At 69.5% G+C, this 17,457-nt stretch carries 20 protein-coding genes; 15 read left to right on the forward strand and 5 right to left on the reverse strand.

Going from position 1 to position 17,457, the window contains the following annotated elements; translation table 11 throughout:
• Positions 1-43: 43 nt before the first annotated feature.
• Positions 44-394, reverse strand: a complete 351-nt coding sequence (locus tag AB0F13_RS22845) for a YnfA family protein (protein ID WP_362085279.1) — start codon at positions 392-394, stop codon at positions 44-46.
• Between the two features lie 98 nt (positions 395-492).
• Positions 493-1,059, reverse strand: a complete 567-nt coding sequence (locus AB0F13_RS22850; RefSeq protein WP_362085282.1) for a hypothetical protein — start codon at positions 1,057-1,059, stop codon at positions 493-495.
• A 127-nt stretch (positions 1,060-1,186) separates the two neighbouring features.
• On the opposite strand from AB0F13_RS22850, the gene hemL reads away from it, so the two are divergent.
• The 9 genes from hemL (at position 1,187) to AB0F13_RS22895 (ending at position 10,243) form a co-directional block, all read left to right on the forward strand.
• Positions 1,187-2,512, forward strand: a complete 1,326-nt coding sequence (gene hemL / locus AB0F13_RS22855) for a glutamate-1-semialdehyde 2,1-aminomutase (RefSeq protein ID WP_362085285.1) — start codon at positions 1,187-1,189, stop codon at positions 2,510-2,512.
• Positions 2,509-3,201, forward strand: coding sequence for a histidine phosphatase family protein (locus tag AB0F13_RS22860; RefSeq protein ID WP_362085288.1), 693 nt, complete (start codon positions 2,509-2,511; stop codon positions 3,199-3,201). Before hemL ends, AB0F13_RS22860 begins: the two co-directional genes overlap by 4 nt.
• Positions 3,202-3,365: 164 nt before the next feature.
• Positions 3,366-4,682: a hypothetical protein gene (locus AB0F13_RS22865; RefSeq protein ID WP_362085291.1), complete on the forward strand. Its 1,317-nt coding sequence runs from the start codon at positions 3,366-3,368 to the stop codon at positions 4,680-4,682.
• A gap of 23 nt (positions 4,683-4,705) precedes the next feature.
• Positions 4,706-5,329: a TlpA disulfide reductase family protein gene (locus tag AB0F13_RS22870; protein WP_362085294.1), complete on the forward strand. Its 624-nt coding sequence runs from the start codon at positions 4,706-4,708 to the stop codon at positions 5,327-5,329.
• 38 nt (positions 5,330-5,367) lie between these two features.
• Positions 5,368-6,135 carry a cytochrome c biogenesis protein CcdA gene (locus tag AB0F13_RS22875; protein WP_362085516.1) on the forward strand — a complete coding sequence of 256 codons (768 nt, stop codon included), beginning with the start codon at positions 5,368-5,370 and terminating at the stop codon, positions 6,133-6,135.
• Between the two features lie 3 nt (positions 6,136-6,138).
• The gene (locus AB0F13_RS22880; protein WP_362085297.1) at positions 6,139-7,923 is read left to right on the forward strand and encodes a cytochrome c biogenesis protein ResB; all 1,785 of its coding nucleotides are present in this window, start codon (positions 6,139-6,141) and stop codon (positions 7,921-7,923) included.
• The gene (gene ccsB / locus AB0F13_RS22885; protein ID WP_362085300.1) at positions 7,920-8,999 is read left to right on the forward strand and encodes a c-type cytochrome biogenesis protein CcsB; all 1,080 of its coding nucleotides are present in this window, start codon (positions 7,920-7,922) and stop codon (positions 8,997-8,999) included. The genes AB0F13_RS22880 and ccsB overlap by 4 nt, the downstream gene beginning before the upstream one ends.
• A 121-nt stretch (positions 9,000-9,120) precedes the next feature.
• Complete coding sequence (locus tag AB0F13_RS22890) at positions 9,121-9,681, forward strand: Uma2 family endonuclease (RefSeq protein WP_362085303.1); 561 nt, start codon at positions 9,121-9,123, stop codon at positions 9,679-9,681.
• Between the two features lie 37 nt (positions 9,682-9,718).
• Positions 9,719-10,243: an SRPBCC domain-containing protein gene (locus AB0F13_RS22895; RefSeq protein WP_362085306.1), complete on the forward strand. Its 525-nt coding sequence runs from the start codon at positions 9,719-9,721 to the stop codon at positions 10,241-10,243.
• A gap of 6 nt (positions 10,244-10,249) precedes the next feature.
• Here AB0F13_RS22895 and AB0F13_RS22900 read toward each other — a convergent pair whose 3' ends face one another.
• Positions 10,250-10,555, reverse strand: coding sequence for a PLD nuclease N-terminal domain-containing protein (locus AB0F13_RS22900; RefSeq protein WP_362085309.1), 306 nt, complete (start codon positions 10,553-10,555; stop codon positions 10,250-10,252).
• 87 nt (positions 10,556-10,642) lie between these two features.
• On the opposite strand from AB0F13_RS22900, the gene AB0F13_RS22905 reads away from it, so the two are divergent.
• Together AB0F13_RS22905 and mqnP are read left to right on the forward strand one after the other, a co-directional pair.
• A complete protein-coding gene (locus AB0F13_RS22905; protein WP_362085312.1) occupies positions 10,643-12,094 on the forward strand; it encodes a menaquinone biosynthesis decarboxylase in 1,452 nt (483 codons plus the stop codon).
• Entirely contained in the window at positions 12,091-12,990 is a 900-nt protein-coding gene (gene mqnP / locus AB0F13_RS22910; RefSeq protein WP_362085315.1) for a menaquinone biosynthesis prenyltransferase MqnP, read from the forward strand. Before AB0F13_RS22905 ends, mqnP begins: the two co-directional genes overlap by 4 nt.
• Positions 12,991-13,081: 91 nt before the next feature.
• On the opposite strand, the gene AB0F13_RS22915 is transcribed toward mqnP, so the two are convergent.
• On the reverse strand, positions 13,082-14,323 hold the full coding sequence (locus AB0F13_RS22915; RefSeq protein ID WP_362085318.1) for a hypothetical protein: 1,242 nt from the start codon (positions 14,321-14,323) through the stop codon (positions 13,082-13,084).
• A gap of 112 nt (positions 14,324-14,435) precedes the next feature.
• Between AB0F13_RS22915 and AB0F13_RS22920 the strand changes: the two genes are divergently transcribed.
• A complete protein-coding gene (locus AB0F13_RS22920; protein ID WP_362085321.1) occupies positions 14,436-15,131 on the forward strand; it encodes a UbiX family flavin prenyltransferase in 696 nt (231 codons plus the stop codon).
• Here the strand turns inward: AB0F13_RS22920 and AB0F13_RS22925 are convergent.
• Entirely contained in the window at positions 15,128-15,262 is a 135-nt protein-coding gene (locus tag AB0F13_RS22925) for a hypothetical protein (RefSeq protein ID WP_362085546.1), read from the reverse strand. The two genes, AB0F13_RS22920 and AB0F13_RS22925, sit on opposite strands and share 4 nt — an antisense overlap.
• A 139-nt stretch (positions 15,263-15,401) precedes the next feature.
• On the opposite strand from AB0F13_RS22925, the gene AB0F13_RS22930 reads away from it, so the two are divergent.
• From AB0F13_RS22930 to AB0F13_RS22940, 3 genes are all read left to right on the forward strand, one after another.
• The gene (locus AB0F13_RS22930; RefSeq protein ID WP_362085324.1) at positions 15,402-15,857 is read left to right on the forward strand and encodes an Lrp/AsnC family transcriptional regulator; all 456 of its coding nucleotides are present in this window, start codon (positions 15,402-15,404) and stop codon (positions 15,855-15,857) included.
• A gap of 70 nt (positions 15,858-15,927) precedes the next feature.
• The gene (gene mqnE, locus AB0F13_RS22935) at positions 15,928-17,091 is read left to right on the forward strand and encodes an aminofutalosine synthase MqnE (protein ID WP_362085327.1); all 1,164 of its coding nucleotides are present in this window, start codon (positions 15,928-15,930) and stop codon (positions 17,089-17,091) included.
• Positions 17,092-17,159: 68 nt separating this feature from the next.
• Complete coding sequence (locus tag AB0F13_RS22940; RefSeq protein ID WP_362085330.1) at positions 17,160-17,447, forward strand: DUF4229 domain-containing protein; 288 nt, start codon at positions 17,160-17,162, stop codon at positions 17,445-17,447.
• The last annotated feature ends 10 nt before the right edge of the window (positions 17,448-17,457 follow it).

Genomic DNA, 17,457 nt, shown 5'->3' on the forward strand with positions numbered 1-17,457 from the left:
CTGGCGTGGTCTAGGCGCAGCATAGGCGGCCCGTCCGGCCGGGTCAGCGGCCGCGGGGCGCGTACATGATCACTGCTACGCCGGCGAGGCAGACCAGTGCGCCTGCCACGTCGTAGCGGTCCGGGCGGAAGCCGTCCGCGGCCATGCCCCAGGCGAGGGAGCCCGCCACGAAGACGCCGCCGTACGCGGCGAGGATCCGGCCGAAGTGCGCGTCCGGCTGGAGCGTGGCGACGAAGCCGTATGCGCCGAGGGCGAGGACGCCGGCGCCGGTCCAGGCCCAGCCGCGCCCCGGTCCGGAACCGCTGCCGCGTACGCCCTGCCAGACCAGCCAGGCGCCGCCGATCTCCAGGAGTGCGGCGAGGAGGAAGAGGGTGATGGAACGGGCGATGAGCATGGCCGCAGATTATGTCGCGGGGATTTGTTCCGGTCGGCGAGGGTTTGTTTCGGTCAGCGGGGATTTGTTTTGGTCGGCGGCGATTTACGGGGGATTGGTTACGGCCACACCAGGCAGTACGGCTGGTGGCCGGCCTCGTGCAGGCGATGGGAGAAGTCCTGCCATTCGTGCAGCAGCCGGTAGACCGAGAACGCGTCGCGCGGGCCGCCCCGGTCGGGGACCGTGGACCAGATGAAAGCGGCTGCGCCCACCGATTCCTCGCCAATGCCGCGCAGCGGATCGACCACGGTCATGGGGAGCTTCACGACGGCGTAGTCGGGATGGAGAACGACCAGTTCGAGAGGGGGGACCTTGTGCAGGGGTATGCCCTCGATGCCGGTGAGGACCATCGCGGCCACCGTCTCCGGTTTGATCTTCGTAAACATGCCGCCCATGCCCAGCTCGTCGCCGCCGAGCTCTTCCGGGCGCATGGAAATGGGCACGCGGGCAGCGGTGGCGCCATTCGGTGCCCCGAAGTATTTGTAGGTCACCCCCACCCGGCCACTCCTGCTCGCGCTGTATTCCTCGCGTTGTTCCTCGCGCCGGTGTCGCCCCCTGTGGGCCTGCTCGGCTCGCTCGGGCCCCAGGTCATCGGTGCCCTCGCCCAGTCCGCCACCGCGATGCATATCTCCACCCGACCGCTTTTTTAGGCAGCACAGCCCCCGCCGCGCAACCCGATCATCGTCTCAGAGACCTCCCCCGTGCACAGCGTGCGAAACGCCCGGCCGCGACTCGCCGGAGGGCTCTGAGACCATGGCTAGCGTGAGCTACCCATATGAAGCCCCAGTCTCGCAGACGCTTTTCGACCGTGCGTCGGTCGTGACCCCCGGTGGCGTGAACTCTCCGGTGCGCGCGTTCCGAGCCGTGGGCGGTACGCCCCGGTTCATGGTCTCCGGCTCCGGTCCGTACCTGACCGACGCCGATGGCCGGGAATATGTGGACCTCGTGTGTTCATGGGGGCCGATGATTCTCGGCCATTCCCACCCCGAAGTGATTGCTGCCGTGCAGGACGCGGTGGCGCGCGGCACCTCGTTCGGCACGCCCGGTGAGGGCGAGGTCGCGCTGGCCGAGGAGATCGTCGCGCGGATCGAGCCGGTCGAGCAGGTGCGCCTGGTCTCGTCCGGTACCGAGGCCACGATGTCGGCCATCCGGCTGGCCCGCGGTTTCACCGGCCGCGCCAAGGTGATCAAGTTCGCGGGCTGCTACCACGGCCATGTGGACGCCCTGCTGGCTGCCGCCGGCTCCGGTGTGGCCACGTTCGGCCTCCCCGACACGCCGGGCGTCACGGGCGCGCAGGCCGGGGACACGATCGTCCTGCCGTACAACGACCTGGAGGCCGTCCACGAGGCCTTCCACGCCCACCCGGGCGAGATCGCCTGTGTGATCACCGAGGCCTCGCCGGGCAACATGGGCGTGGTCCCGCCGCTGCCTGGCTTCAACGAGGGCCTCAAGGCCGCCTGCGCCGGCAACGGCGCGCTGTTCATCTCCGACGAGGTCATGACGGGCTTCAGGGTCTCGAAGGCCGGCTGGTACGGCATCGACGGCGTGAAGCCGGACCTGATGACCTTCGGCAAGGTCATGGGCGGCGGCTTCCCGGCCGCGGCCTTCGGCGGCCGCGCCGATGTGATGGCGCACCTGGCCCCGGCGGGCCCGGTCTACCAGGCGGGCACGCTCTCGGGTAACCCGGTCGCCACGGCGGCGGGCCTGGCGCAGCTGCGGCTGCTGGACGACGCGGCGTACGAGCGGGTGGACGCGGTCTCCGCCGAGATCCGCGCCCTGGTGGGCGAGGCGCTCACCAAGGAGGGCGTGGTCCACCGCCTGCAGACGGCGGGCAACATGTTCTCGGTGTTCTTCACCGGGAGCGAGGTCACGGACTACGACAAGGCCAGGGCGCAGGAGTCGTTCCGCTTCAACGCCTTCTTCCACTCGATGCTGGCGCAGGGCGTGTACCTGCCGCCGTCGGCGTTCGAGTCGTGGTTCGTCTCGACGGCGCACGACGCGGCGGCGATCGAGCGGATCGCGGCGGCGCTGCCGGCCGCGGCGCGTGCGGCGGCCGGGGCGACGGAGGAGGGCAAGTGAGCGGGGCGGGCAAGGACAGCGACATCACCGTCGTCCATCTGGTGCGCCACGGTGAGGTGCACAACCCGGACGGCGTGCTGTACGGGCGCAGGTCCGGCTATCACCTCTCGGAACTGGGCCGGCGGATGGCCGACCGGGTGGCGGAGCATCTGGCGGAGCGGGATGTGGCGTATGTGGTCGCCTCCCCGCTGGAGCGGGCTCAGGAGACGGCGGCGCCGGTGGCGAAGGTGCACGGCCTGGAGCTGGCGACGGACGAGCGGCTGATCGAGGCGGCGAACGTCTTCGAGGGCAAGACCTTCGGGGTCGGCGACGGCGCGCTGCGCAAGCCGGCCAACTGGAGGCACCTGACGAATCCGTTCCGTCCCTCCTGGGGTGAGCCGTACGTCGAGCAGGTCGTGCGGATGATGGGTGCGCTGGACGCGGCGAAGGATGCCGCGCGCGGTCATGAGGCCGCGCTGGTCAGTCATCAGCTGCCGATCTGGATCGTGCGGAGCTTCGTGGAGAAGCGTCGGCTGTGGCACGACCCGCGCAGGCGGCAGTGCACGCTGGCGAGCCTGACGACGTTCACCTACCGCGGGGACCGGATCGTCTCGGTGGGATACAGCGAGCCGGCCCGGGATCTGGTGCCCGCTCATCTGCTGGCGGGCGCGAAGCCGGTGAAGGGCGGCGCGAAGGCGTTCGGGGCGTAGGCGGTCGTACGCCCGCGCGAACCAGGTGAAGGGTCGCAACCGAAAATTCCGTGAAGACCCTGAAAACAGCGCAACCGTCGTAGTTCGACGCGCCCTCGTACTCAATGTCCACTTATATGGACGGCATATGGTACGGGGGCGCAGCGAGCACGGACGGAGCCGACATGCGCGAAAGCCGCGACATCACCCGACGGACCCTGCTCGGAATGGGGGTGGGAGCGGCGGCCGCGCTGGGCGGTGGCGTCGGCTGCTCCTCCGCCACCGCGAGCCTCGGGCCGAGTGAGCCCGGCGCGAAGGCGAACGCCCCGGTCAAGCCTCGCCTGATCGGTGACGGGTCCACAGCCGACTACGGCCGGCAGCCCAACCAGCCGCCGAAGCCTGTCCCGCTGGAGCCGGGCGAGAAGCCCCCGCAGTTCGTGATCTTCTCCTGGGACGGGGCGGGCGAGGTCGGCAACGGTCTCTTCCCCCGCTTCCGCAAGCTCGCCCGGGACCACGGCGTGCGGATGACGTTCTTCCTGTCGGGGGTCTATCTCGTGCCCGAGTCGAAGAAGCGGCTCTACGACCCGCCGAACAATCCCGTCGGCGCGTCCGACATCGGGTACCTCACGGACGGGCACATCAGGGAGACGCTGCGCCAGATGCGGGCGGCCTGGCTGGAGGGCCACGAGGTGGGCACGCACTTCAACGGCCACTTCTGTTCGGGGAGCGGATCGGTGGCCCACTGGACGCCCAAGGAGTGGGAATACGAGATCGAGCAGGCGGTCTCGTTCGTCTCCCGGTGGCGGACGCACACCGGATTCACCGATCTTGATCCGCTGCCCTTCGACTACCGCAAGGAACTCGTCGGCGGCCGCACCCCCTGTCTGCTGGGCCAGGACAATCTGCTGCCCACCGCCGCGAAACTCGGCTGGCGCTACGACGCGAGTTCGGCCGGCGGGCTGCAGGTGTGGCCGCGGAAGAAGCACGGGCTGTGGGACCTGCCGCTGCAGCAGATGCCCTTTCCGGGTCACTCGTTCGAGGTCCTTTCCATGGACTACAACATCCTGGCCAATCAGTCGAAGAACACCACCCGCGGTCCCTCCCACCACTACTCGTCCTGGCGGCGGCAGGCCACGGAGTCGTACATCGCCGGATTCGACCGGGCCTACGAGACGAACCGGGCGCCGTTCTTTGTGGGGAATCACTTCGAGGAATGGAACGGGGGGATTTACATGGATGCGGTGGAGGAGGCGATCAAGTACATCGCCGACGACAAGCGCAAGGACGTCCGTCCGGTGTCGTTCCGGCAGTTCGTCGACTGGCTGGATGTGCAGAGTCCGGCGGTGCTCGCCGGACTGCGCAAGCTTGATGTGGGCGAGAAGTGGAGCGCGAAGGCGGGGCCGAAAGCCGCGTCGAAAGCCGGGCCGAAAGCCCCGCCCAAGCCGGAGAAGCCGCAGAAGCCTGCCGAGGAGGACACCGAGGGGGGTGAGGAAGATCCCTGAACTGCCCATGCGAAACTTTTCACATGAGTGCCTGCCGCGCCCTTCGACGCCACCGTTCCCGCCGTCGTACCACCGTGCTGGCCGCCGGAGCCGCTTTTGCGGCGCTGACGCTGAGCGCGTGCGGTTCCGGTAACACCTCCGGCGGAGGCGGGCAGACCCAGTTCGTGCAGGGCTCCGGCGGCGTCGACGTGGTCAAGGACAAGGCCGGCCGGCAGAGCGCGCCGGACCTCTCCGGCAAGAGCCTGGACGGCAAGGACCTCGACGTCGCCAAGGACCACAAGGGCAAGATCGTCGTCCTGAACGTGTGGGGCTCGTGGTGTGCGCCCTGCCGGGCCGAGGCCAAGAACCTCGTCGCGGTGGCCAACGACTACAAGGCCAAGGGCGTGGAGTTCGTCGGGCTCAACACCCGCGACCCCGACCCCGCCCCGGCCCTGGCCTTCGAGAAGGAGTTCAAGGTTCCCTATCCGAGCCTGTACGACTCCTCCGGCAAGCTGCTGCTGCGCTTCCCCAAGGGCAGCCTGAACCCCCAGGCCATCCCCTCCACCGTCTTCATCGACCGGGACGGGAGGATCGCCGCCAGGGCGATCAAGCCGCTGGGCGAGGACGAGCTGCGCGAGGCCCTCGACCCGCTGGTCGCGGAGAAGTGACCCCGGTGAACTCCGTGGCCGATGTGACGCACGCGACCGTGGCCACCTCGCTCGCCGCCGCGGGTGAGGTCAACCAGACGGTCCTGACCGGAGCGCTGCTGCTGGCCCTGCCCGTGGCGGTGCTCGGCGGCCTCGTCTCGTTCTTCTCGCCGTGCGTGCTGCCGCTCGTGCCCGGCTACCTCTCCTACGTCACGGGCGTCAGCGGCGCCGACCTGGCCGAGGCCCGGCGGGGCCGGATGGTCGCCGGGTCCTCGCTGTTCGTGCTCGGCTTCACCGCCGTCTTCGTCTCCTTCGGCGCGGCCTTCGGCTTCTTCGGCCAGACGCTGCTGGAGTACAAGGAGACGATCTCCACGGTGCTCGGGGCCCTCACCATCGTGCTGGGCCTGGCCTTCATGGGGCTGCTGAACCGCTTCGGCCAGCGCGAGTTCCGCTTCCACACCAGACCGGCGATGGGCCTGGCCGGGGCGCCGCTGCTCGGGGTGCTCTTCGGCCTCGGCTGGGCGCCCTGCATCGGCCCCACGCTCGCCGCCGTCCTGTCCTTGTCCTCCCAGCAGGCCAGCGCCGGGCGCGGTGCGCTGCTCACGGTCGCCTACTGCCTCGGCCTCGGCCTGCCCTTCGTCCTGGCCGCCGTCGCCTTCCGGCGCGCGCTCGGCACGTTCGGCTGGATCAAGCGGCACTACGCGTGGGTCATGCGGGCCGGCGGCGGGATGCTCGTCGTGGTCGGTGTGCTCCTGGTCACAGGCGCGTGGGACAGCATGGTCCAGGACCTTCAGACGTGGTCGTCGCAATTCACCCCCGGGATCTGATCAATGGCCAAGACGAAAAGCACCGCTTCCGCTCCGGCGCCGGAGGATCCCGACGCCGGCGCCGCGGGCGCATCCATGTCCACGGCCCCCGTGGAGGACCGTGGGGAGGCGGTGCCCGGCTCGTTCGGCGGCATGCGCAAGCCCGGCGCCCTGGGGGCCCTGGCCTGGTCGGGCCGGGAGGCCTTCGGCTGGGTGCGCTGGGTGTGGCGCCAGCTGACCTCGATGCGGGTCGCGCTGATCCTGCTCTTCCTGCTCTCCCTGGCCACCATCCCCGGCTCGCTCGTGCCGCAGGCCTCCGTCGACGTCCTCAAGGCCGAGGCCTGGAAGACCAGGCACGAGACGCTCACGCCGGTCTACGAGAAGCTCGGGCTCTTCCACGTCTACAGCTCGGTGTGGTTCTCCGCGATCTACATCCTGCTGTTCGTCTCCCTCATCGGCTGCATCGTGCCGCGCACCTGGCAGTTCGTCGGCCAGCTGCGCAGCCGCCCGCCGGGCGCCCCGCGCCTGCTGACGCGGATGCCCGCGCACGCCACCTGGCGCACGGACGCCGAGCCGGAGCAGGTGCTGGCGGCGGCGGAGAAGCTGCTGCGGCGCAGGCGCTTCCGCACCGAGCGGGCCGCGGACTCGGTCGGCTCGGAGAAGGGCTACCTGCGTGAGGCCGGCAACCTCCTCTTCCACATCTCCCTGATCGTCATGCTCGTGGCGTTCGCCGCCGGGCAGCTGTGGAAGTCCGAGGGCGGCAAGCTGGTCGTCGAGGGCGACGGCTTCGCCAACACGCTCACCCAGTACGACGACTTCAAGGCCGGGTCGCTGTTCGACGCCGACGACCTCGACGCCTTCGACTTCGACCTCGACAGCTTCTCCGGCACGTACGAGCGCACCGGCCCCGAGAAGGGCACCCCGCGCGACTACGCCGCCCACGTCACGTACCGGGAGGGGGCCGACGGCGCGCCCCGCAAGGCCACCATCAAGGTGAACGAGCCGCTGGAGACGGCCGGCTCGAAGGTCTACCTCATCGGCCACGGCTACGCCCCGATGGTCACGGTCCGCGACGGCAAGGGCAACGTCGCCTTCAGGGGCCCCATCCCCTCGCTGCCGCTGGACAACAACGTCACCGAGACCAGTGTGCTCAAGGTGCCGGACTACCGGGACAAGGACGGCAAGGAGGACGACCTCGGCTTCCAGGGCAACTTCGTGCCGACCCTGGACCTGCGGTCCGGAACCATGCTGTCCCGGTTCCCCGCGCTGGACAATCCGGCGCTCGTGCTGACCGCCTACCGCGGCAGCCTCGGCCTCGACTCGGGCGTGCCGCAGAGCGTCTACCAGCTCAACACGTCCAAGATGAAGCAGTTCAAGGACGCGGACGGCTCGGCCTTCGCCAAGGCCCTCAAGGTCGGCGACACCATGGCGCTGCCGGACGGTGCGGGCGAGCTGAAGTTCGAGGGCATCAAGCAGTGGGCCACGTTCCAGATCTCGCAGAAGCCGGGCAACGAGCTCGCGCTCGTCGGCGCGGTCTGCGCCCTGATCGGCCTGGCCGGGTCGCTGTTCATCCAGCGCCGCCGGGTGTGGGTGCGGGCCGTGGCCGACGGCGGGGGGCGTACGGTCGTGGAGCTGGCCGGCCTCGGCCGCAGTGAGTCCGCCCGGCTGCCCGAAGAGCTTGCCGCCCTCGCCGTGGCCCTGCAGCCCGATGCCCCGCCCGTCACCACCGAAGCCACCGACGCCGACGCAGCCGCCGACGCCGACGACACAGCAGCCCCCGCCGAACCGTCCGAAGGAGCGCGCGCGTGATTCTCGCCGCCGCAGCCAACGAGAACCTGGCCCACATCAGCAATGTGCTGGTCTACTCGGCCATGGCTGTCTATACCCTCGCCTTCCTCGCGCACATCGCCGAGTGGGTCCTCGGCAGCCGCAGCGCCGTCGGCCGCACCGCCGCGGCGATCACGGCGGCGGCGCCGGCCGTGACCGTCAACGTGAAGAAGGCCGGGCAGGGCGGCGGCACGGCCGTCCTGGAGCGCCCGAAGGTCGTCACGCGCGCCGCCCCCGGCAGCCGTGACGTGCCCGACGGCCCCGGCGCCGCCGGCACCAGCGAGAAGGGCGACCTGTACGGCCGCATCGCCGTCTCGCTGACCGTCCTCGCCTTCGCCCTGCACGTGGGCGGCGTGCTCACCCGCGCGCTGTCCGTGGAGCGGGCGCCGTGGGGCAACATGTACGAGTTCTCCACGACGTTCGCCATGGCCGCCGTCGGCGTCTACCTGGGCCTGCTCGCGGCGAAGAAGAACGTCCGCTGGCTGGGCCTGCCGCTGACCACGTCGATCCTGCTCGACCTGGGCCTGGCCGTCTCGGTGCTGTACACCGACAGCGACCAGCTCGTGCCGGCGCTGCACTCCTACTGGCTGTGGATCCACGTCTCCTGCGCCATCCTGTCGGGCGCGGCGCTGTGGGTGGGGGCGTGTTCGAGCCTGTTCTACCTCTTCCGTGACGGCTACGAGGCCCGTCTGGCCGAGGGCGGCGACGGCGGCGGTGCCTGGAGCAACGTCCTCTCCCGGCTGCCCTCGGCGGCCACCCTGGACAAGTTCGCCTACCGCATCAACGCGACCGTCTTCCCGCTGTGGACGTTCACGATCATCGCGGGCGCGATCTGGGCCGAGGCCGCCTGGGGCCGCTACTGGGGCTGGGACCCCAAGGAGGTCTGGTCCTTCATCACCTGGGTCGCCTACGCCTGCTACCTCCACGCCCGCGCCACCGCCGGCTGGAAGGGCCGCAAGGCCGCCTACCTGGCCCTGCTGGCCTTCGCCTGCTACCTGTTCAACTACTACGGCGTGAACATCCTGCTGAGCGGCAAGCACTCCTACGCGGGGGTGTGACCGCACGCTCGCGCCGCGCGCGTGTACGAAAGCCCGCTCCCTCGTTCGGGGGAAGCGGGCCTTTGTGCGAGCGGGAGGTGGTGTGGCTCCCTAGACTCGGAACGGACTGGGGAGGTACCGGATGGCGACCATAGAGGACTCGGCGCAGCTCGATGAGATGTTCGCACTCATTGATGCCATGAACGTGCCTGCGGGTTACCGGGCGGAGATCATCGAGGGGGAGATCGTCCTGAATCCGCAGCATGACGTGCACTCCACGATCATCCGTATGTTCACCCGTGCCCTCGAGGCCGTACGCGGCATGGATTATCCGGGCATCCTCTGGGACGTGCGTGTCGATTTCCCAGGTTGCCTCAACGGCTTCGCACCCGATGTGGCGCTCGTCAGGGAGGGCGCGGAGAAGACGGAGAAGGGCCTGTACCAGTACCAGGACCTGGAACTGGTCGCAGAGGTCGTCTCCCGAAGCAGTCGACGGGACGACTTCGGGTCGAAGCTGAAAACCTACGCCATCGCCGAGATCCCCACGTACGTGATCGCAGACCCGAAGACCGGGTTCGTGCACGTTTTTCACGCGCCATTCGACGGTGAGTACACCGACCAGGCCACGTACAGCTTCACGAGCAAATTCACCCTCCCGTTCCCCGAGATCGTCGTCGACACGACGTCCTGGCCCCGCGACTGACGCGCGCCCCGCGCCGCCACGTGTTAGACGTGGACCCATGGAGATCCCCTCCCCCTACGGCGCGTCCGAGTCCCGGGGCGACACCCACACCCTGCGCTACGAGCTGTCCATCCCGCATCCCGTCGACGAGGTGTGGGACGCCGTCGCCACGCCCGAAGGGCTGCCGACCTGGCTGGCCGTGGCCGAGCCGTTCGAGCGGCGCGAGGGCGGGGCGATCACGCTGCGGTGGCAGAACACCGACGCCCGGGGTCACGCCACGGTGGCGCCCGGGCAGGTGACCGCGTGGGAGCCGAAGCGGCTCGCGGAGTACACCGTGGACATCCACGGCCGCATCCGCTTCGAGCTGGAGCCGGGGCCGCTCGGTGTCGGCGGGACGCTGCTGCACTTCACCAATGAGATGGCCGGGCCCGAGGACGTCCGCCTGGACTGCCTGGCCGGGTGGCACCACCACTTCGAGTACCTGATGCAGGCCCTGGCCGGGCACCCCGCCGACTGGTCCACCTGGACGCGGGAGCGCTGGCAGCAGCTGCGGGGGCACTACGAGCGCGGGCAGGGCGGCTGAGGCCGCTCAGCCCTTCGGGCCCTCGCCACCCGGGTCCTTGTCGTCGTCCTTCTTCAGCGAGCGCAGGAACTCCGGGTTGTCGTCGGGGGCGACCCACCGCTGCCGCGCCGGGCGGACGCGCGCGCGACCGCGCGGGCGGCCCGCCACGAGCCAGGCCACCGGGCCCACCAGCACCTCGCCGAAGAGCAGGATGACGAACACCCACGCCAGCTTCGGCAGGCCCCGCACTTCCTTCTCCGGCGTGTTGAGGCAGTCGATGAAGGCGTAGATCCACAGCGCCAGGATCAGCAGGAACGGCAGATACCTGAGCATGGTGGCGGCCCCCGGAGTGCGGTGCTACGGGCCGCTCGGCGGCCCCCGTGACGGGTCCAGGGTAGTGCGTGCTCGATACTGGAAGGCATGGCTTACGACGATCTTCGCTCGTTCCTCCGGTCGCTGGAGCGCGATGGCGATCTCAAGCGCATCAAGGCGGAAGTCGATCCATACCTGGAAATCGGGGAGATCGTCGACAGAGTGAACAAGGCGGGCGGCCCCGCGCTCCTCTTCGAGAACGTCAAGGGCGCGGCGATGCCGCTCGCCATGAACGTCTTCGGCACCGACCGGCGGCTGCTCAAGGCCCTGGGCCTGAAGTCGTACGGGGAGATCAGCGAGAAGATCGGCGGGCTGCTCAAGCCGGAGCTGCCGCAGGGCTTCGTGGGTATGCGCGAGGCCTTCGGCAAGCTGGGTGCGGTGGCGCACGTGCCGCCGAAGAAGGTCAAGGACGCGCCGGTCCAGGAAGTGGTCCTCACCGGCGACGACGTGGACCTCGACCGGCTTCCCGCGCTGTTCACCTGGCCCGAGGACGGCGGCTCCTTCTTCAACCTGGGCCTCACCCACACCAAGCACCCCGAGACCGGCGTCCGCAACCTCGGCCTCTACCGCCTCCAGCGCCACGACAAGCGCACCATCGGCATGCACTGGCAGATCCACAAGGACAGCCGCAACCACTACCAGGTGGCCGCCAAGCGCGGGGAGCGGCTGCCGGTCGCCATCGCCTTCGGCTGCCCCCCGGCGGTGACGTACGCCTCCACGGCGCCGCTGCCCGGTGACATCGACGAGTACCTCTTCGCGGGCTTCATCCAGGGCAAGCGGATCGAGATGGTCGACTGCAAGACGGTGCCGCTGCAGGTCCCGGCCAACGCCGAGGTCGTCATCGAGGGCTGGCTGGAGCCCGGCGAGATGCTCCCCGAGGGCCCCTTCGGCGACCACACGGGCTTCTACACTCCCCAGGAGCCCTTCCCGGCCCTGCGCATCGACTGTGTGACGATGCGGCGGCGCCCGCTGCTCCAGTCGATCGTCGTCGGCCGCCCGCCGACGGAGGACGGCCCGCTGGGGCGCGCCACGGAACGGTTCTTCCTGCCGCTGCTCAAGGTGATCGTCCCGGACATCGTGGACTACCACCTGCCGGAGTCCGGCGGCTTCCACAACTGCGCGATCGTCTCGATCGACAAGAAGTACCCCAAGCACGCGCAGAAGGTCATGCACGCCATCTGGGGCGCGCACATGATGTCGCTGACCAAGCTGATCATCGTGGTCGACTCCGACTGCGATGTGCACGACCTGCACGAGGTGTCCTGGCGGGCGCTGGGCAACACCGACTACGCCCGTGACCTCACCGTCGTCGAGGGGCCCGTCGACCACCTCGACCACGCCTCCTACCAGCAGTTCTGGGGCGGCAAGGCGGGCATCGACGCGACCGCGAAGTGGCCCGAGGAGGGCTACACGCGCGACGGCGGCTGGCCGCGGATGGTCGAGTCGGATCCGGAGGTCGCCGACCGGGTGACCAAGCGCTGGAAGGAGTACGGGCTGTGAGCGCCTCCGCCGCCGCGGTGCCGCAGGGCCGCACCAGGGCCTTCCTGCGGGTGGTGATGATCGAGCACTCGGTCTTCGCGCTGCCCTTCGCCTACATCGCCGCCCTCACCGCGATGTTCCAGTGGGACGGGAACATCCACTGGGGACGGCTGCTGCTCGTCACCGTGGCCATGGTGGGCCTGCGCACCTTCGCGATGGCGTGCAACCGCATCATCGACCGTGAGATCGACGCCCGTAATCCGCGCACCGCGAGCCGGGAGCTGGTGACCGGCGCGCTGTCCGTACGCTCGGCGTGGACCGGCGCTGTGGTGGCCGTCGTCTTCTTCCTGGGCGCGGCCGCGCTGCTCAACCCGCTCTGCCTGGCGCTCGCGCCGCTCGCCGTGATCCCGATGGTGGTCTACCCGTACGGCAAGCGGTTCACGAACTTCCCGCATGCGATCCTCGGCCTCGCCCAGGCCATCGGCCCGGTCGGTGCCTGGCTCGCGATCACCGGCGAGTGGTCCTGGGACGCGGTGATCCTGGGTCTGGCGGTCGGCGTATGGATCGGCGGCTTCGACCTGATCTTCGCCTGCCAGGACGTGGCCGCCGACCGCGCCCACGGCGTGAAGTCCACCCCGGCCCGCTTCGGCATCGCGGCGGCGCTGTACGGCGCGCGGGCGTGCCACGTCATCACGACGGGGCTGTTGGTCTGGTACGCGCTGGCCACCGGTGCCGGTGTGTTCTTCTGGGCCGGCCTGGTGGTGGTCGCGGGGGCGTTCCTCTACGAGCACTCGATCGTCAAGCCGGCTGACCTCTCGCGCCTGAACAGGGCGTTCTTCTCGGTCAACGGCTTCATCGGGATCGCGCTGTTCGTGTGCGCGCTGCTCGACCTGCTGGTCCGTGGCCTGACGGTCTGACGGCCCGTCGGCCCGACGGCCCGCGACCACGCGAAACGGGCGGCCGCACCCTGCTGGGTGCGGCCGCCCGTTCGTCGTTCGGCAGGTGCGGTCAGGTGTCCTTGGAGAAGGAGCTGGTGCGGCCGCCGCCGAAGCCGCCACTGCCGCCGAAGCCGCCGCCGAAGGGGCTGTCCCCGCCGCTGCCGCTGTCGCCGCCCGCGAACAGGAACATCGCCGCGCCCATCAGGTCCTGCGGCTTGAGCTCCTTCGCGCCGGCGGGGGCCTCGACCTTGCCCGCGCCGCCCTTGATGCCGATGGCCAGCGGCAGTTCGCCCTTGACCTTCTTGTCGAACTGGGCCACGTCCAGGCTCAGGCCGGCGAGCATGCCGTCCTTGATGCGCACGTCGACGGTGACGTCCTTGTCCGGGACGTCGTCGAGCTCGGTGAGCTTGCTGAACTTGTCGCCGAGCTTGTCCTTGAGCGGCTTGAGGCCCTCGGCGAGGTCGTTCGCGGCCTTCTTCGCGGGGACGGTGACCTTGACGTGGTCGGCGCCGTCCCTGGAGCCCGCGTCCTCGAACTTCGCGTTGTCGACGAGCGCCTTGCGCATCGCCTCAAGGGCCTGCTTCTGGCCCTTCGGGTCGAGCGTGCCGTCGTTCTTCGCGGTGCCGGAGGACTTGCCGGCGGCCTTGCTGAACTCCTCGAACGACTTGGCGTCGATGCTCACCCAGTCGCCCTTGACGGCGCTCTTGACCGCGTCCAGGGACGGGGGCAGCTGGTCGGCCTTCTTGATGAGGTCGTCGATGGCCTTCTTGCCGCGGCCGCCCAGCTCGCTTCGGTCCTTGCTCCTGGCGCTCTTGCTCTTGCCACCGAGCTCGGCCAGGGTCTTGATGTCGCCGCGCGCGTAGAACTTCTCGCCGACGGAGCGGATCTCGACCAGGGTCTTGTCGCCCTTCGCCAGCTTGAACGTTCCTGCACCGCTCCTGTCGCCCTCCTGGACGTCCCCCAGCGGCTTGTCGTTGCTGATGGCGAACGAGAGCTTCAGGCTCGCCAGGAGGTCGGCGGCCTCGCGGTCGAAGTCCTTCTGGTCCTTCATGGCGCTGAAGATCTTGTCCGCGTTCGCGTCGAAGCCGAACTCGGCGGACAGGGACTTCTGCCGGCTCAGCTTGTCGAAGGCGCGTTCCACCTTGCCCTCGGGGCTGAGCTTGTCGGTGGGGTCGCAGGCGACGGTCGCGGCGGCGATGAGAGCCACGCAGCCGGCGGCGGCCAGACCCTTGCGCTTGGTGTAGATGGTGAATCCCCCCAGTGGCAGGTGCTGTGAAAGTGCGAAGCCACTTAAGTCCAGGGCGATAAGCATGTCAAAGGACTATCCCGCCAAGGCGCTGTCAAGGTGCCGTCAAGCCCCCCGCGGTCCGTCCGCCCGCAGACATGGGCCGGTCGGCCATCGCTGTCCGGATAGGCTCGATGCCGTGGAGCCGTACGAACACACAACGCAACGCCGGCCCTGGGTGGTCGGGGTCTCCGGCGCGTCCGGGACGCCGTACGCCGCAGCCGTGCTGCGCGGGCTGCTGGCGGCGGGGCAGTCCGTGGACCTGGTCGTCAGCCGGGCCGCGCGCCTGACGCTGCTCGACGAGACCGGGATCCGCTTCCGGGACGCACACTGGCAGGAGGACCTGCGCGCCTGGCTGGCGCGGGGCGCGGACGGCAAGCCGGGGACGTTCGAGGCCGATGTGTCGGATGTGCGCCACTGGGCGGCCGGCGATCTCGCCGCCGGGCCCTCGTCGGGCTCGTACCCCGTGCAGGGCATGCTGATCGTTCCCGCCAGCACGGCGAGCGTGGCCGGCGTGGCCCTCGGTCTGTCGAAGGATCTGCTGCAGCGGGTGGCGAGCGTGACGCTCAAGGAGCGCCGGCCGTTGATCGTCGCGGTGCGCGAGACGCCGCTGAGCGGTCAGACGCTCAAGCAGCTCGTGGCGCTCGACGAAGCGGGAGCCGTGGTGCTGCCCGCCTCGCCGGCGTTCTACGCGGGGGCGACGCACATCCAGGATCTGGTGGACTTCGTCGCCGGGCGGGTGCTGGACGCGGCGGGAGTGCCGCACCGGCTGTACCGCCGTTGGGAAGGAGAGCTCGGTGGTGCGAGTGCGAGCGGGGCTCGCGATGCGAGCTAGCGCTTCTTCGCGCGCGGCAGGCGGAGCTTCGCCAGGGTGGCGCGCGGGTCGGGGGACTGGTGGGCACGCGAGCGGTTGGCCAGGTCCTGCAGCTCGCGCATCCGGGCGTAGGCCATCTCGATCGAGTACACGGGGGCTTCACTCCTGAGGATCGAAGGATCGTCGATGATTCACTGATCTGGTGAAAGATTTGCGGGGTCTCGGACCCTGTATGCCTTAGATTCTACACGTAAACCGGCGAGTTCGCTGATTATTGAAAGGTGCCAGGCAATGGACGCGGTGGACAGGCAGCTCATCCAGGCCCTGCGGGAGAACGGCCGTGCCTCGTACGCGGAGCTGGGCCGGCTGGTGGGCCTCTCCGGACCGAGCGTCACGGACCGGATCAACCGCCTGGAAGCGGCGGGCGTCATCACGGGCTACCGCGCGACCGTCAACTCCGCCTCGCTCGGCCTGGGCGTCACCGCCCTGATCGGCATCCAGCTCTCGGACGCCGCCGACCACGAGGATGTCGCGCGCCGGCTGCGCGACCTGGAGGAGATCGAGGACTGCTGGTTCATCGCCGGCGACGACTCGTACATGCTCAAGGTCCGCGTCGGCGACGTGGACGGGCTGGAGCGCACCATCCGCCGGCTGTCCGGTACCAAGGGCGTCAGCCGCACCCGCACCACGATCGTGCTCTCCACCAAGTGGGAGAACCGGGTGGGCGAGCTGCCCGAAGAGGGCTGAAAGCGGGGGAGTACGCTCGAAGCGGTTGTAGGCGGAAGTGCCGGAAGTACCAGGAGAGGCGGGCGTATCCATGGACGCGGGGCTCAAGCGCGAGCTGGAGGAGAAGGTCCACGCCGGGGAGCGGCTGACCCGCGAGGACGGCATCGCCCTCTACGAGTCCGACGACCTGGCCTGGCTGGGCGGACTGGCGCACCACGTCCGGACGCAGAAGAACGGTGACGTCGTCCACTTCAACGTCAACCGCCACCTCAACATGACCAACGTGTGCACGGCGTCGTGCGCGTACTGCTCGTTCCAGCGCAAGCCGGGCGAGAAGGACGCGTACACGATGCGCATCGAGGAGGCCGTCCGCCTCGCCAAGGCGATGGAGAACGAGAACCTCACCGAGCTGCACATCGTCAACGGCCTGCACCCCACCCTTCCCTGGCGTTACTACCCGCGTTCGCTCAAGGCGCTCAAGGAGGCGCTGCCGGGCGTCTCCCTGAAGGCCTTCACCGCCACCGAGATCCAGCACTTCGAGAAGATCTCCGGCCTGACCGCCTCCGAGATCCTCGACGAGCTGATCGACGCCGGCCTGGAGTCGCTGACCGGCGGCGGCGCGGAGATCTTCGACTGGGAGGTCCGCCAGCACATCGTCGACCACGACACCCACTGGGAGGACTGGTCGCGCATCCACCGCCTCGCGCACTCCAAGGGCCTCAAGGGCCCGGCGACGATGCTCTACGGGCACATCGAGGAGCCGCGCCACCGCGTGGACCACGTGCTGCGCCTGCGGGAACTGCAGGACGAGACCGGCGGCTTCCACGTCTTCATCCCGCTGCGCTACCAGCACGACTTCGTGGACATGAAGGACGGCAAGGTCCGCAACCGCCTCCAGGCGCGCACCAGCATGGCGACGGGTGCCGAGGCGCTCAAGACCTTCGCGGTCTCGCGGCTGCTCCTCGACAACATCCAGCACGTCAAGGTCTTCTGGGTCATGCACGGCGTCCAGACCGCCCAGCTCGCGCTGCAGCACGGCGCGGACGACATGGACGGCTCGGTCGTCGAGTACAAGATCACGCACGATGCCGACAACTACGGCACGCCGAACAAGCTCACCCGGGACGACCTGCTGGAGCTGATCCGCGAGGCCGGCTTCCGGCCCGTCGAGCGCAACACCCGCTACGAGGTCATCCGCGAGTACCCCGGCCCCGACGCCTCGCTGCGGGAGTCCCCCCAGCCGATGCGCCTCTGAGATCCACTCCGGGCCGTGCTGTACTGGAGCAGACCCTTTCGGTTGCCGTTGAGAAGAAGGTCCCGTCCGTGAGTAGCCAGAAGTACGCCTCGCTCCGTTACACCGCTGCGCGTGTCGGACTGCTCATCGCATGCTTCGCCGCCGTCTGGGGGCTGTGCGCCGCGCGCGTCATCCCGCTCGGCGTCGGCAGCTCGAACCTCGTGTGGATGGTGCTGCTCGCGCTCATCCTCTCCGCGCCGCTGAGCTGGGTCCTGCTGCGCAAGCAGCGCGACGCCATGTCCGAGCAGATCGTGGAGCGCGTGGACCGGGCCAAGGCGCGGATCAATGCCAACGCCGGCCAGGAGGACGGGGTGTAAACCACCCCAA

It is taken from the genome of Streptomyces sp. NPDC026206 (assembly GCF_040638465.1).
In the GTDB taxonomy this organism is placed as follows: Bacteria; Actinomycetota; Actinomycetes; order Streptomycetales; family Streptomycetaceae; genus Streptomyces.